The sequence below is a fragment of the Enterobacter sp. BNK-34 genome, assembly GCF_048684445.1.
Classification (GTDB): Bacteria; Pseudomonadota; Gammaproteobacteria; order Enterobacterales; family Enterobacteriaceae; genus Enterobacter; species Enterobacter pseudoroggenkampii.
Window position 1 is genome coordinate 4,038,383 of sequence record NZ_JBLQUA010000001.1, and the last position, 14,230, is coordinate 4,052,612.

At 57.6% G+C, this 14,230-nt stretch carries 14 protein-coding genes; all 14 read right to left on the reverse strand.

The features are described from left to right. Nucleotides 1–3: 3 nt before the first annotated feature. Nucleotides 4–801 carry a PP2C family protein-serine/threonine phosphatase gene (locus ACMGG5_RS19850; RefSeq protein WP_008502637.1) on the reverse strand — a complete coding sequence of 266 codons (798 nt, stop codon included), beginning with the start codon at nucleotides 799–801 and terminating at the stop codon, nucleotides 4–6. After that, entirely contained in the window at nucleotides 798–2,573 is a 1,776-nt protein-coding gene (tagH, locus tag ACMGG5_RS19855; protein ID WP_290093187.1) for a type VI secretion system-associated FHA domain protein TagH, read from the reverse strand. The genes ACMGG5_RS19850 and tagH overlap by 4 nt, the downstream gene beginning before the upstream one ends. Before the next feature lie 87 nt (nucleotides 2,574–2,660). Further along, the gene (locus ACMGG5_RS19860) at nucleotides 2,661–3,014 is read right to left on the reverse strand and encodes a T6SS amidase immunity protein Tai4 family protein (RefSeq protein WP_061714910.1); all 354 of its coding nucleotides are present in this window, start codon (nucleotides 3,012–3,014) and stop codon (nucleotides 2,661–2,663) included. Then, nucleotides 3,011–3,502: a type VI secretion system amidase effector protein Tae4 gene (locus ACMGG5_RS19865; RefSeq protein ID WP_061714909.1), complete on the reverse strand. Its 492-nt coding sequence runs from the start codon at nucleotides 3,500–3,502 to the stop codon at nucleotides 3,011–3,013. Before ACMGG5_RS19865 ends, ACMGG5_RS19860 begins: the two co-directional genes overlap by 4 nt. 58 nt (nucleotides 3,503–3,560) lie before the next feature. Further along, entirely contained in the window at nucleotides 3,561–4,043 is a 483-nt protein-coding gene (locus ACMGG5_RS19870; protein ID WP_008502640.1) for an Hcp family type VI secretion system effector, read from the reverse strand. Between the two features lie 180 nt (nucleotides 4,044–4,223). Beyond that, a complete protein-coding gene (locus tag ACMGG5_RS19875) occupies nucleotides 4,224–4,643 on the reverse strand; it encodes a T6SS amidase immunity protein Tai4 family protein (protein ID WP_231103383.1) in 420 nt (139 codons plus the stop codon). Nucleotides 4,644–4,714: 71 nt separating this feature from the next. Then, a complete protein-coding gene (locus ACMGG5_RS19880) occupies nucleotides 4,715–5,146 on the reverse strand; it encodes a Rap1a/Tai family immunity protein (protein WP_061714908.1) in 432 nt (143 codons plus the stop codon). A 53-nt stretch (nucleotides 5,147–5,199) separates the two neighbouring features. Continuing rightward, on the reverse strand, nucleotides 5,200–5,433 hold the full coding sequence (locus ACMGG5_RS19885) for a hypothetical protein (protein ID WP_061714907.1): 234 nt from the start codon (nucleotides 5,431–5,433) through the stop codon (nucleotides 5,200–5,202). Between the two features lie 55 nt (nucleotides 5,434–5,488). Continuing rightward, on the reverse strand, nucleotides 5,489–6,988 hold the full coding sequence (tssC, locus tag ACMGG5_RS19890; RefSeq protein ID WP_014884232.1) for a type VI secretion system contractile sheath large subunit: 1,500 nt from the start codon (nucleotides 6,986–6,988) through the stop codon (nucleotides 5,489–5,491). 3 nt (nucleotides 6,989–6,991) lie between these two features. After that, entirely contained in the window at nucleotides 6,992–7,516 is a 525-nt protein-coding gene (gene tssB, locus ACMGG5_RS19895; RefSeq protein ID WP_008502644.1) for a type VI secretion system contractile sheath small subunit, read from the reverse strand. 75 nt (nucleotides 7,517–7,591) lie between these two features. Next, on the reverse strand, nucleotides 7,592–8,608 hold the full coding sequence (gene tssA, locus ACMGG5_RS19900; protein ID WP_061714905.1) for a type VI secretion system protein TssA: 1,017 nt from the start codon (nucleotides 8,606–8,608) through the stop codon (nucleotides 7,592–7,594). 11 nt (nucleotides 8,609–8,619) lie between these two features. Continuing rightward, nucleotides 8,620–9,336, reverse strand: coding sequence for a type VI secretion system-associated protein TagF (gene tagF, locus ACMGG5_RS19905; RefSeq protein ID WP_024909832.1), 717 nt, complete (start codon nucleotides 9,334–9,336; stop codon nucleotides 8,620–8,622). 16 nt (nucleotides 9,337–9,352) lie between these two features. Beyond that, entirely contained in the window at nucleotides 9,353–12,973 is a 3,621-nt protein-coding gene (gene tssM / locus ACMGG5_RS19910) for a type VI secretion system membrane subunit TssM (RefSeq protein WP_420278401.1), read from the reverse strand. Nucleotides 12,974–12,976: 3 nt separating this feature from the next. After that, nucleotides 12,977–14,215: a DotU family type VI secretion system protein gene (locus tag ACMGG5_RS19915; RefSeq protein WP_024909830.1), complete on the reverse strand. Its 1,239-nt coding sequence runs from the start codon at nucleotides 14,213–14,215 to the stop codon at nucleotides 12,977–12,979. Nucleotides 14,216–14,230 lie beyond the last annotated feature (15 nt).

Here is a 14,230-nt window from a genome sequence, read left to right on the forward strand (position 1 = left end):
TGTCTAATCAGTTCCGCAGGGAAGAAATTGTGCTGCGTCAGAGAGGGTGTGCAGCAAAGTGGTGTCCTGAGGGTTGCCCATCCATACCGCCAGGGCAGTATAGTTATCCTGGGCATTCCCCTCCTGCTCGCCATTCTTTTGAATGATTTGGTTCATTAAGGTCAGCCACTCCTGCGGCGTATTCACCATGTGCAGCGACTGCTTCATTTGCTCTTCGCTGACGCCGTGCCAGAATCCGTCGGTGCAGAGTAAGAATGCATCGCCGTCTTCAACCTGTACCACGTCGCTGTAGCTCGCTTCCGGCCCGCCGTTTTCAATCCCGAGCGCCAGATAGAGCAGATTGCTGTTCAGGTTGTCGGTCTGGTGTCCGGCATCTTTCATCTGCTGCACCAGGCTGTGGTCGGTGGTCACATGCCACAGCCATCCGCGGCGGAACAGGTACAGGCGGCTGTCTCCGGCATGCGCCCAGTAGGCGAGCCCGTAATCACGGTCAATGAACAGGCTGACCAGCGTCGTGCCCATCCGGCGATAGTCCTGAACGGCCTGCTGTTCGCTGAGAATGGTGCGATTCGCCGTCTGCACGTAGTCGCGGATGTGCTGCGCATTAAGATGTTTGTCGCCATCGAAGCGGGAGATAATGCTGTTGCGGGCCAGCGCTGCGGCCACCTCGCCGCCCGGCAGCCCCGCGATGCCGTCGCAGACGACAAAGCAGGCTGAACGTTCCCCTATGGTTTCTCCCGTCTGATCCTGGTTGCTGGCGCGCGTCCCCTGGCGGGAGAGAGAAGCCGTTGCGATATTCATTTGTCTTCCGATCCGCTCTGTGAGTCTTTGTACTGATTGACCTCCATGTCATAGGCATGAAGGAAGGCCTCGCCGAACAGGGTGTGGAAGTCGTCCTCAATCTCGCCCGCCGTCTCGCCATAGCTGCGAACAAAGTAGTCCCACAGGGCGGCTTTGCGGCTGCCCGGCAGCGCCAGACGAGAGGTCATCCCGTTCTGCTTCGCCTGCTCTTCCAACTGCTCCGGGTTAAAGGACTGCAGCATCGCGGCGATAATGGCGCGGATGCCGGAGATCATGCCCAGCTGGTGCGCCTGCAGATCGATCAGCGCGTCGCGCACCGATTTTGTCGGCGGCATAAAGCCCGGCATTGGGGTGCCGAACATCTGGATCAGCACGGTTTTGCCGGTCGGCAACAGCTTGAACGGGTTGTTGGCATCGTCCAGCACCATGGTCATATCGGCTTTCACGCCGCGCTTGAGGATGGAGCGCGAGGAAAGCAGCGCCACGGTCCCCTGAGAGAACATGCCGAGGATCTGCCCCAGCTGACGCATATTTTCACGGTCAAACTGCGGGACGGGCTGCATTTCGCTCAGCCCCATCCCCTCCAGCAGTGCCTCCAGCAGCTCGCCCTGCAACACTTCGCCCTTCTCACCGCTGTTTGCCGTGGTGGTTGGTGAGGCGGCGTTATTGACCGGGTCGATGCGCAGGCGGCCCTTCGGGGCCTGAGCGCTGCTGCGCGCAACGGCCTGTGGCGTAGGCATGGTGAAGCCTGCGTAATCCGGTCGCGCGGGCTCTTCTTCAGCACGCGGTTCTTCCTGCGGCTCTGGGGCGAACAGCGGAGAATCGGCCAGCACGTCCTCTTCCTGTTCAGATTCAGGTTCCGGCACTGGCGCAGGCTTCTCGGCAATAATGTCATCCGGATGGGTTAGTGGCGCGCCGCCCATCAGCCCGAGCGGGTCGTCATTACGCGCGGCTGGCGCGCTGGCCTTACCGCCAAACAGGGCCAGCGGATCGAGCTCATCCGTCGCCTCTTCTTCTGGCTTCACGGGGTTCGTCTCGCCCGGCGGCACCAGCGTTGACGGGGTGACGTCGTCAAAAATACTCTCTTTTTTGAACAACGCCTCGTCACTGAACAGCGTGTCCGGATCGACATGCTTACGCTCGAGTTTTGGATCGCTGTCGTTGAACATCGCCAGCGGATCTTCGGCGTTACGCTCCGGGGCCGCAGGCTGGGAGAACGGATCGTGCGATGCAGCAGGCTGCGGTTTTGTACGGTTGCTGGAGATGCTGTCGGAGATGGAGAACTCCTGCATCAGGCTATCCCAGATCTCCGTTGGCACGGCGGTCGGCTCGGCTTTCCCGCGCGGTGCGGCACTTGCCGGTTTCGGTTGAGAAGCTGGCGCGGTCGCGGGTGCGGCTGTCGGACGCGCCTGCTGGTGCAGGCTGGCCGCCATACGGCTCACGGGCTGGGTATCGTGGATCAATTCGGTCACTTCGATACGGTAGTCATCAATACCGAGAATGTCGCCATCCTGCAGTTCAACCTGACGCCCTCGCTCCAGCGGAATGTCATTTAATACCACGCGGGTGACGCTGCCACGGTTGGTCACGCGGCATTCGCCCTGGGCGTCCACGTGAACAATGGCCTGCAGACGAGAGATGGTGCGGTCATTATCCGGCAATACCAGATTGTTATCCGTACCGCGCCCAATGGTGCCGCCCGGGGCGTAAAAATCACAGCTGCTTTGCGGCGGCTGATGACCGGGTTTCGTAGAAATAATCGTGAATCGCATGGCGTATTCCTGCTGGTATGATTAGCGCTCAAACGCTGCCGCTCTCGGGGCGAGAACGGCGGCGTTTGGGGCCGGATTCCATTGATTCTATTTTGCGGTTTTGAGCGGACGAATCGCGTCGCTGTTGGCGATTAAGCTGCACTTTAAAACCTGATATTGACCCGGTTCGGTACCGCCTACTTTCTCTTTCAGTAAAGAAACAATCACCTTGTCAGCTTTTTCAAAATTCTCTGCAGGGAGATTGCTTGCTTCCAGCCATGCGGCCGCGCTGGCCTCTGCATCGTCTTTCAGACTTTTACTGTCCGCAATCTTACTGATGCATCGATTTTGCACCCAGTTTTCAAAGATTTGTTGCTGAGAAAAAGCGCTGACATCAGGCAGGGTTTGGGCATAAACAGCAGAGGCATTTATAGCCAATACCAGCAGTAATAAACGTTTCATTTCAGGCTCCAGAATGTTGCGTTGGTCGGAATAAACGAACCATTACCCGGTGAGCCCAGAAAATGGCAATCATCAGAGCAAATATTACCATTCCAGAGTGTGACATGCCCGGTTGCGTCGCTCCAGCCGTGCCCGGTAAAGATGATAATGCCTTGTTTGCCTGCAAATTGCGCAGGAGTGGGAGAAGAGACAGACATATCGGCATTGCCCAGTACCGTGGGTAGAAATGCAATCATATCTTTAACGCGGAACATATAGCGCTTTTTGTCGTTTCCGGTCACTGTCGCATATTTACTGTTAGCAGGAATAGGAATGCCACAGTAATTTAAAACGTAGCTCATACGAATTGGGCAGGCATTTTTAAAAATACCGGCGTCGATATTATGCTGAACTTTTCCACCCAACAATTTGCCAACCTGTTCTACGCTTACGTTCACTTCTCTGAATCTGTTCCAGGCGGCACCAAAAGCAGGACGCATTTGAGACATCTTGTTTCTCCTTGATAAGAAGCTCCGGATAAAGTGAGCCCTTTCGGGCCCACTATTATTACGCTTCTTTGTTCTCTTTGATGTTCCAGCCAGCGCTGCTTTCAGCACCTTTACCACCCGACGTGGTCTGCTCCCAGTACTGCTGTTTCACTTTCGCAGCCTGGAATGCATAGGTCACACCAACGGTGTCGCCGTTGTCAGCACCGGTGTACTGAACAGAGGTCACCAGCACATCTTCCAGCGTGATGCGGGAGTATTCCACCTGCTGGCCGCCCGCTTTACAAACGGACAGTTCAACTTTAGTCAGGTGTTTACCGCTGGCGCAGTGTTTCAGGATAGCGGTGGTGGATTTGTCGATCAGCGCGTTAACGTGCAGGTCGTTAAAGTTAACTTTACCGGCACCGCCGCCACCGCCAACGCTCATATTACCTGGCTGGGAAGCGCCCCAGGAGAAGGAGGTAATATCAGTCCAGCCGGTGTGGTTAGAATCTTTCGATTCGCCCGTAACACCCTCGACCTTCAGAAACATATCAATAGCCATAATATCTACTCTTCGTGGATGAACAATATTGCTTTCGAAAAAGCACTTATATGGCAAACAGGAAAGCATGGGGCTGAATAAAACCGTCCATATTTTACCTCTGCCTCATATCAAATGACCCGTGTCATTTGACAGTCTTACATTCTCCCGGAATAAATGGAAGGAATGTGAAGTCTTTTACTACTCTGGGTTATCCTGGATCCAGCTACGGTCAGGATCGCCAATGATGACTTGCGGAACCAGTTTGTTCAGTTCGTCGCTATGATAAAGACGTATACAGTTTAAGGTTACGCCTTTGACATCGGGTTTTCGCTCTGAATGAAAACCATTAATTTGATTTTTATATTTTTGGATGAGGGCATTCACTTTATCCGTGCCATTTTCAGCATCAAAAGGTATCCACTCAATAAATGCGCTCGCACTTCTGGCCGCATCAGCAGAAAACTGACTGCCTTTATCTGCCACCTGAGCAAGACAGCGCGCCAGAACTAAATCTTTTAAAACCTGCCGGTATGTTTGCTGATGATAAAAATCAGGATAGTTATTTCCGGCACACACATAAAAGGTCATAAATACGAGGAAAAAACAGAAATGTTTCACCTTATATCCTTTGCCATCGGCCCCACAGCGCATCAGCTATCCAATTCCAACCGGTTCAGCAGTGGAGCGTTCTATAAGCCAGTCCGATGTTGACAGGGGCTTAATTCTCCCATTGCATCGGAAATGATTTCAGAAGCCCGCCGTTTGCTCTCCTGCTCAGATAAATGGGCAAAGCGAGAGTAAAGAAATTCATGAACCGTATTTGGCAAAACCGGATGACCTTTACACCAGGCCTTCCCCTCTGATGCATCAACCACGCCTAATAGATACATATCCGCCTTAATGCGCTCGCGTTCATTCGTTTTTGAAAGCCAGGCACTGGCGAAGCGCGCTGCGCTGAGATTGAAATCGTACCCCGTTAATAAGCCCGGGTCGCGAAGCAAATTTGACGTATCATCCTGCGGTAATGCTGTTGCGTCAGGATAAGAATAATTTCCCGTTTGTGCTTCTGCCAGAGACGCGATAAACAACAAAGCGATTGCAAACAGGTTTATTTTATTCATTGTAATATCGCGTTAGTGGAATACCTTAATTAAATATAAGCCAGCACGAGGTATTAACGTTTCTCTTTCCATTTCTCTGCAACAACGTAGATACCTATCGCTAATGCATTAAGTCCAGCACATAAGAATCCATGCATTGCGATTTGCGGGACATCTTCTGGCCAGTCAAAGATAAACAGATAGTAGCCGGATACCGTCACAAACAGCATGAATGAAATAATTAACAACGCATAAACCATTAAATAGATGATGAATTTTCTTGTTATCGCTTTCACAGGTAAATTCATTAGCTATCTCGTACTCACAATAAGGCTGCCGGCCCCAGGAGGCCGGCTATCTGCATCACGCGTCTTTCGTCTTCAGCGACGGCAGTTTAGATACCAGACGCAGAGAAACGGTCAGACCTTCCAGCTGGTAGTGTGGACGCAGGAAGAACTTCGCGGCGTAGTAGCCCGGGTTGTCCTCAATCTCCTGCACCTGCACTTCCGCAGCTGCCAGCGGTTTACGGGACTTGGTCTCCTGAGAGGAGTTAGCCGGGTCACCGTCGACGTAGTTCATGACCCAGTCGTTCAGCCAGCGTTCCATCTCTTCGCGCTCGCGGAAGGAGCCGATTTTGTCGCGCACGATGCACTTCAGGTAGTGGGCAAAGCGGCAGCAGGCGAACAGGTACGGCAGGCGTGATGCCAGGCGCGCGTTAGCGGTCGCATCCGGGTCGTGGTACTCCGCCGGTTTCTGCAGGGACTGCGCGCCGATGAAGGCGGCAAAGTCGGAGTTTTTGCGGTGAACCAGCGGCATAAAGCCGTTTTTCGCCAGCTCGGCTTCACGACGATCGCTGATGGCGATCTCGGTCGGGCACTTCATGTCCACACCGCCGTCATCGCTCGGGAAGGTATGGCACGGCAGGTTTTCCACCGCCCCGCCGGACTCCACGCCGCGAATCGAGGTGCACCAGCCGTACTCTTTAAAGGAGCGGTTGATGTTGGCGGCCATCGCGTACGCGGCGTTCGCCCACGAGTAGCTGTTGTGGTTCGCGCCGTCGGTCTGCTCCTCAAAGTCAAAGCTGTCGACCGGGTTGGTGCGAATGCCATACGGCAGGCGCGACAGGAAGCGCGGCATCACCAGGCCCAGATAGCGGGCATCTTCGGATTCACGCAGTGAACGCCAGGCCGCGTATTCGGTGTTCTGGAAGATCTTGGTCAGGTCGCGCGGGTTAGCCAGCTCCTGCCAGGACTCCATCTGCATCACGCCCGGTGCGGTACCGGTAATGAACGGACAGTGCGCCGCAGAGCCGATGCGCGCCATTTCACCCAGCAGCTCAACGTCCTGCGGGCTGTGGTCGAAGTAGTAGTCGCCCACGATGCAGCCAAACGGCTCGCCGCCAAACTGACCGTACTCCTGCTCATAGATTTTCTTGAAGATCGGGCTCTGGTCCCAGCCCACGCCCTTGAAGCGCTTCAGGGTACGGCCCAGCTCCTGCTTGGAGATGCTCATAAAGCGGATCTTCAGCATCTCGTCCGTTTCAGTGTTGTTCACCAGGTAACTCAGACCGCGCCAGGCGCTCTCCAGCTTCTGAAACTCTTCGTGGTGAATGATCTGGTTCACCTGCTGCGACAGCTGCTCGTCGATACCGGCAATCAGGTTCTGAATGGTACGGTAGGTATCGTTCGAGAAGGTGACGGTATTTTCCAGCGCCTGCTGCGCCAGGGTTTTGACCGCGCTTTCGACGGCGGAGCGGGCCTGATCGGTTTTCGGGCGGAACTCTTTGTTCAGCAGCGCGCTGAATTCATCCTGGCTGAACGCCTGACCCGCCTGCTGCTCGTGTTGTTGAGTCTGGTTGCTCATCGATTATTCCTCGCTACCTTTCGCGCTTTCGTCATTTTTCGGCAACTGGCTCAGGGATTTGAGCAGCGTCGGATCCTGCAGAATTTTAGCGATCAGCTCTTCCGCACCGTTTTTGCCGTCCATGTAGGTCAGCAGGTTAGAGAGCTGGGTACGCGCTTCAAGCAGCTTGTTCAGCGGCTCAACCTTGCGGGCCACCGCATCCGGCAGGAAGTCGTCCATGCTGTCGAAGGTCAGATCCACGTTGAGCTTACCTTCGCCGGTCAGCGTGTTATCCACCTGGAACGCTACGCGCGGCTTCAGCGCCTTCATGCGTTCGTCAAAGTTGTCGATGTCGATTTCGAGGAATTTACGCTCGTCGACGGCCGGCAGGTTTTCCACCGGTTTGCCGACCAGATCGGCCATGACGCCCATCACAAACGGCAGCTGAATTTTACGTTCTGCACCGTAGATCTCTACGTCGTACTCGATCTGCACGCGGGGAGCACGGTTACGTGCGATGAATTTCTGCCCACTGTTACTCATTGCCATGATGTTCTCCATCAAAGATGCGCGGTGAAGGTGAAACGGCAGGCTCCATGCCTGTCGTCATAATGCCTGGACGCGCTATTCGCGGCGCCCAAAGATGTTTTCCAGTTGGTTAACGCCGTCTGGCGCCAGGTCGCGAATAATGTCCATAAAGTTAAGTTCTGACAGCCGCTGCACCCGTTCAATCATCAGCGGTGCGGGGTGGCTCGGTTCGTACTGCGCAAAATACTGCTTCGCTTTTTCCAGCATCAGCTGCGCGTCGGCGCGGCTGGTGACCTGCACGCTTCGCCAGTCGGTGACCGGCTGAGCGGGCTGCGTTGCCGCCGATTGCTGCTCGGCCTGTGGTTCTGCCTGCGCCTCACGGTTCGGCAGCAGCTTGCTGATGTCGGTCACCTGACACGCGCTGGCTACCAGTCCGACGGTTTTCAGCAACTGCTCCATCTCGGGCACGCCGCTTTCACCGAGATGCCCGGTGAGCAGCTCGCGAATCGCCAGCAGCCGTTCGTTAATGACGATAACCGCTGCGGTTCCCGGCTGGTCGCCGCGGGCCAGCTCGTCAATCAGCCGTGGACGGCCGCCGGGATAGTCCGGACATTCTGTCTTACTGCCGTCCAGCAGGGCCTGGGCATCCCGGAGCGAAATTTCATCGCCGTTTGAACGCAGAAGCGAGGCGTTTCGCACGGCGACGGTGAGGTCGGATTTATCGCTGAGCCCCGCCAGGGCGTTAATGCGATAGAACGGATCGGTTTCGCCATACTCTTCCAGCAGCGGATAGAGCGGCTCCCAGTAACGGGCGATCGCCTCCTGCACCAGCAATAATCCGTCCGCGTAGCCCGCCAGCCCGCGGCGGCGCGTCCAGGCATGGGTTAACGCCAGCAGGACGCGAAGATCTTTGGTGCGGGTCAGCAGGCTGGTGGCGTATTTTTCTACCGTGTTCCAGTCTGCGGGCTCTGCCGGGATAATGGTGTCGCCAAACTGCTGTTCCGCTTTCCCAAGACTTGCCTGATTCATGATCTGGAAGTCAGCGTCGTACTCCAGGTTTTCGCCGCAGGGCTTGTCGGGGCTTATTGGCGCGAGAAATTCTTCGATATTCATAAGATCCCTGCTTATTCAAACATGGGCGGATAGAGACCGTGACGCCCCGGACGGGCGCCCCCTGCCGGGTCGAACAGCAGGGTGAAAAGCTGCCCGGTAAAGTTACCGCTGTGCACGTGGGTGTATAGCGGGTAACCGTCGCAGCGGTTGGTCCACCAGTAGCTGGTCTGACGTAGCGGATCAAAACACTCCGCCGCCTGAGGCCAGCCCAGCGTGCTCTGGCCGTCCTCGTCATAGCCAATCACATCCAGGATGTCGGAGCGCTTTTGCGGCTCGACGGGCTGCGGCGCCGGAATGGTCATCAGCATCTCATCCAGCTGCGAGGCGGAAAAACTGTTGCGCACCGCGTGCAGCCCCAGGCGCCCAATCTGCTGGTACCAGCTTTCGGCCTGGCTGAGCAGGCTGGTCGACCACTCTGACGGGGCGAAGCTCAGCTGAAGGCAAACCGGGTACTGTCGGCCAACGCTGTCGCGGCCGGGCAGCAGACAGCCCATCTGGATCATCTGGCTGCCCAGCATGGGCGGTACCACATAATTCCAGACTGGCGCTTTCTGGAACTGGCGCTCGCCGCTGCGCTGCTCTTCCTGCTGCCAGGCCAGCAGACCGACCTGAAACCAGTGTGACCACTGGCGCTGTAAAGTGTCAGGAAAGCGACGCTGCAAAAAATCTCCGGCGCTGGGTAATTTGCCATACCAGCTGTAGCGGTTCATCGCAGGGGTATTCGTCATACGGCTGTCCTTGCGGTTATGGGCATGAGAAACGGGGAAGCTGGAACGGGTTGCGAATGCTGTTTGGCGCAAACTCCAGCGTGACCTGATGTCCGTCGACGTTGAAGGTGGCCTGACGGCTCAGGCTACCCGCGCCCGGGCTGGTGCTCGCTTTATCGAAGAAGCGGTTGAGCGCCCAGGCGCCGTTGGTGACAAGCGTCGCCGTGCTGCCGTTCGCCAGCCCCAGCTGCATGCGTACCTGGTTGGTGCCGCCCGGCCCTGGCCAGTTCATGATCTGCACGGCCTGCGGACCGTGGCTGTAGCGCAGCAGCTGGCCGTCAACGTCCAGCGTCAGGTTCAGAATGGTGTTATCCATTCGCACGGTGCGAACCGTCACCTTGAAGGACGGCGTCGTTGCGCCATTAGCAAAGAAGGCGTCGCGAATCGACTGGGCCTGCTGGAACGGTCTCAGCAGCCCTTCACTTCCCGGCAGCGTTTTCCCGTCGATGCCCGGCATAAAGCGCCAGTTGGCCTGCGTGGTGTCCACCTTATTGGTCAGATTGTCGCGGAAGAAAGCGTCCATCAGCCCGGTTCCCGGCGCAAACATGCGCGCGAGATCGTCAGGGGTGACCTCGGTGCTGGCGCTGCGTACCAGCGGGTAGCGACCGGCAATCGCCTGACGGCAGAAACCGCCCACTTCAACGTTAATTCGCTTACGTACGTTTTCCAGATCACGACGCTGGGTATCGCTGCTGGCACCCACCGCCATGTTGCTGAACATGGTTTGCAGCCCGCCTGGCAGACGACCGGCGCTGGCCTGCAGACGGCTGATCGCCTCCCCGCCCGGTGCCGGCATCCCGCTGTTGGCCGCGTCCTGAACGGCGGTCAGGTAGCGATACAGTTCATCCACCTGCTTGAGAAAATCATCAAACACGATGGTCTTCCCCCCCTTCTCCAGCGGCTGCGCCAGCTCAATCATCGGCGCATAGTGGTCGGTGACCAGCTGTTCCGGCGCCTGGGTGACCACGGCGGCCTGGGTCGGCGCTGCGTCATTGTTGCTGAACAGGGCTTCCAGCGTACGGGTGGCGCGGTTGCTTTGATCCTGCGCTTTGCCTGCATCTTCTGGCGCTGGCGCATTGCGTGACAGCGTCAGGACCTGGCTCAGGTTCTGCACCAGACGGCGCAGCGGCGAGTTGGCGCCGGAGAGCAGGCGCGCGGTGTTGATGCGCTGGGAAAGGTCGGCGCTGTTATTGAGCTGAATGTCGGCGAGGAAGCGATCCCAGTTAGCGATAAAGTCGCGCATGTAGAGCTGGCGCACGGCGTTATCGATCTGCTGTTTATCCTCCTGCGCTGTGGCGGCCCCCAGCACCCAGGCGTCGTCCTCGTGCAGGGCGGTGGTCACGCTGTCAATCTGGCCGTTAAAGCTTTTCCAGTAGCCGTCCGGCGTATACAGACCCGGTACGCCTTCGCTCACCGGCTTGCCGCTTTTGCGGGAAAATACCAGCTCGCTCTGCGGTCCGCCCAGGTCGGAAAGGGAGACCGGCTTCAGGTTGTCATCATGTTCCAGCAGGCGCTTGAGGCGACCGTATACGCGCGTGGAAAGCGGCTGCTGGTTGATCATCGCTCTTTCGCGGGCAACCAGAGATTCATCCTGCGCGTACGGCGAGGCCTGAATTTTCGGTTCCAGCAGCTGCGTCAGGTGCCATTCAAGCTGCTGCAGCTGTGCCTTCGTGACGTTCTGCGGCAGATTCCGCTGCAGATTGAGCATCACCCACGAATGCAGGAATTTGCCGTCATAGTGCTTCGGCTGATACAGCATCTGATAGGCTTTCAGCGCTTCATAGCTGTATTCCACATCACTGCCGTTGTCGTTGCGAAGCCAGGTAGTGATATGCATGGCGACGGCAGGGAGCAGCATCTGATCCAGCGCTTTCTGGTACAGAGACTGCGCGGCATCGCTGACGTCATCCCCGCGATAGAGCCCCATACGGCGGGATACGGGCGGATCGTTCACATCAAACGCGTCGCTTTTCGGCAGGTCAACCAGCCCGTTCAGCAGCGGCAGCAGATCGAACAGATCGCGCTGCGGCTGGTTCTGTAACGCTTTGCTCTGCTGGTCGAGCAGCGGAACCTTCGCATCCACCTCTGCCAGATAGGTTTTGTTTTTGGCATAGCTGGTGAGCCACAGACCGCCGAGGATAACCAGCAGGGCCAGCAGCGCCGCGTAGCCGGACCAGATCACCGCCCGGTTGCGCAGCTCCCACCAGCGGTTTTCCCCGGCGATCCCGGCTTCCTGGAAGATAACGTTTTGCAGCAGGTTCTTAATGAAGAAACTCTGGCCTTTAGCACCCGGGATAGGCGCTTCTTTGCTGACCGAATCCCAGTTATCCGCCTCGCCCCCTTCCGGCAGCGACAGGGCGCGATTCAGTTCGCCCATCACGCGGTCGAACGGCATGCCTTCCTGCGTCCCGCTGGCGAAGTAGATCCCGCGCGGAGAGAACTCGGTTTCGAAGTTGGAGCGGGCAAAGACCGTGCTCAGGTAGTCTGCCAGCAGCGGACGCAGCGCGGCGAACTCCTGCGGGAAGAGATACGCTTCTGCGCGGGTTTTCGCGTCATGCTCTTTCAGCATGGTTTCCGGCAGCCCGGCATCAAGGCGCTGCTGTAGCAGAGAAAACTCCTGCTGGAAGTTGCCCATCAGGTCGTAATCAGCGTGTTTGGTTTGCTCCCACGGCAGCGTAAAGCCCCAGATCTGGTCGCGCTGGGCTTTATCGTAGTCGGCAAACCACGCGCGGAAGCCTTTAAGCAGGTCGGCCTTGGTCACCATCACGTACACCGGGAAGCGGATACCCAGCTGCTCATGCAGCTCGGACAGACGCTGGCGCAGGTTCACCGCCTGCTGGCGGGACGCCTCGGCGGACTGGGTGAGCAGGTCAGAAATGCTGATGGTAATGATGACGCCGTTGATCGGCTGGCGTCGGCGATACTTACGCAGTAACCCCATGAACTCCAGCCATTCGCCGGCGTCCTGCACCTGCTCGCTCTCCTGGGTGGTATAGCGGCCCGCCGTGTCCAGCAGCACCGCCTCATTGGTGAACCACCAGTCGCAGTTGCGCGTGCCGCCAATGCCCCGCAGCGCGGTCTTACCGAAACGATCGGCCAGCGGGAACTGCAGCCCGGAATTGACCAGCGCCGTGGTTTTACCGGAGCCCGGCGCGCCGATAATGACGTACCACGGCAGCTGATAGAGATATTGCGTGCTGAAGCGCTGCGTCCACTGGGCGCCCTGGCCCGCTTTGCTGAAGTGCGCTTTTTTAAGCATCTGCGCGGCTTCATCAAAACGGCTGGCGAGGATCTGCTCCTCGCTGTTCAGTCGCTTCTGCGGATCCGCGGCTTCCGGGCTGGCGGTATTCTCCTTGAGCTTGTCCATCAGCTTGCGGTTCAGCCAGGCGTTGTACAGGCGCGGCATAATGTGGCCCTGCGCCCAGAGCAGATAGACCACGGCAATGCTGATAATACGGTTCTGCTCAGACTCAAGCGGTCGTGTGTCCACGATGGACAACAGGGGGCCAATCATCCAGATCACCGCCGCCAGCGCCGTGACGCCGAGGAAGCTCCACAGAATGCGGTTGGTCAAAATGGAAAGAAGTGTAGTCAGCATTCCTTAGTTTCCTTGCGGCAATCCGTTCAGCTCAGCCTGAGTGTTTTCAGGCGACACCAGCAGAGTAATTTCCACACGGCGGTTACGGGCGCGATTTTCAGGCGTCGTGTTCGGCGCCACCGGGTTAATCTCGCCCCGCCCTTCCGCTTTCACGCGGCCAGGCTGAGAGAGGCTTCCCTGCAGCATTTTCTGTACCGAGCGGGCGCGTTCCAGAGAAAGTTCATAGTTAGAGGCAAAGCGCGCGCTGCGGATCGGCACATTGTCGCTGTAGCCCACCACCAGAATTTTGCCGCTGACGTTATTCATCGCCTGCGCAATGCGGTGGATGACCGGTTCATAGCGGTCACGCACGACGGTAGAGGCAGAAGCAAACAGCCCGTCGCCCTTCAGGATAACGACGCTGCGATCCGCTTCATCTTTCACCGCGACCAGGCCAGCCTCGATTTCAGGTTTCAGGAAGCCGCGCAGGTTCAGCACAGCCGGAAGCTGACGCGCCGGTTGCTGAATAGTGGTTTCCGGCAGCTGGGACTGATAAATCTTCGCCAGTACCGGGTTGGTGTTATCGCCAAGACGCCAGTTAAGCACGATATAAAACAGACAGGCGATAAACCCGGCCAGCGCCACGCAGGCCCACAGGGGAACCATCGGCCGCCAGAGCTTGCGCAGCACGGGACGATCTTCCGGATGAGGAGAAAGCGGCGGCGGATAGCTGCCGCGCACGCCGCGGATCATCTGCCACAGACGCTGCTTGATGGTTTCAAGCTGGGTGCGGCCGTTATCCAGCACCCGATAGCGTCCTTCGAAGCCCAGCAGCAGGCAGTAGTTGATCATCTCCAGCAGCAGAATGTGCTCGCGCGGGTTTTGCGACAGGCGCGCCAGCAGCTGGAAGAACTTCTCGCCGCCCCAGGTTTCGTTATGGAACGTCACCAGCAGACCGTTGCTTGACCAGACGCCGCTGCTGCCCCAGGGGGTGAGCGCGGCGGCCTCATCGAGCGCCGTACACAGGCAGTAACGTGCCCCGACGATCACTTCGTAGGGCAGCCCCGCCTGCTGGCAGCGGACTTCGAAACGGCGAATCTCATCAATCAGGCGCTGGCGTAACGCCACCTGATCGTCATGGGAGATCGAGTGACGGATCTGCGGAATCGCATTGAGCAGCGGATTGGCGGCCGCCACCAGCTGATTGTTGCTACTGGCTCCGGTAAAGGCGGCATCACTGCCGGTGTCCTGTCGTTCCTGCATATTAAGCGCTCGCTT

Bases quoted from the DNA above. Each gene is read 5' to 3' on its own strand.
- ACMGG5_RS19850 (WP_008502637.1), bottom strand. From the start codon at position 801: ATGAATATCGCAACGGCTTCTCTCTCCCGCCAGGGGACGCGCGCCAGC.
- tagH (WP_290093187.1), bottom strand. From the start codon at position 2,573: ATGCGATTCACGATTATTTCTACGAAACCCGGTCATCAGCCGCCGCAA.
- ACMGG5_RS19860 (WP_061714910.1), bottom strand. From the start codon at position 3,014: ATGAAACGTTTATTACTGCTGGTATTGGCTATAAATGCCTCTGCTGTT.
- ACMGG5_RS19865 (WP_061714909.1), bottom strand. From the start codon at position 3,502: ATGTCTCAAATGCGTCCTGCTTTTGGTGCCGCCTGGAACAGATTCAGA.
- ACMGG5_RS19870 (WP_008502640.1), bottom strand. From the start codon at position 4,043: ATGGCTATTGATATGTTTCTGAAGGTCGAGGGTGTTACGGGCGAATCG.
- ACMGG5_RS19880 (WP_061714908.1), bottom strand. From the start codon at position 5,146: ATGAATAAAATAAACCTGTTTGCAATCGCTTTGTTGTTTATCGCGTCT.
- ACMGG5_RS19885 (WP_061714907.1), bottom strand. From the start codon at position 5,433: ATGAATTTACCTGTGAAAGCGATAACAAGAAAATTCATCATCTATTTA.
- tssC (WP_014884232.1), bottom strand. From the start codon at position 6,988: ATGAGCAACCAGACTCAACAACACGAGCAGCAGGCGGGTCAGGCGTTC.
- tssB (WP_008502644.1), bottom strand. From the start codon at position 7,516: ATGGCAATGAGTAACAGTGGGCAGAAATTCATCGCACGTAACCGTGCT.
- tssA (WP_061714905.1), bottom strand. From the start codon at position 8,608: ATGAATATCGAAGAATTTCTCGCGCCAATAAGCCCCGACAAGCCCTGC.
- tagF (WP_024909832.1), bottom strand. From the start codon at position 9,336: ATGACGAATACCCCTGCGATGAACCGCTACAGCTGGTATGGCAAATTA.
- tssM (WP_420278401.1), bottom strand. From the start codon at position 12,973: ATGCTGACTACACTTCTTTCCATTTTGACCAACCGCATTCTGTGGAGC.
- ACMGG5_RS19915 (WP_024909830.1), bottom strand. From the start codon at position 14,215: ATGCAGGAACGACAGGACACCGGCAGTGATGCCGCCTTTACCGGAGCC.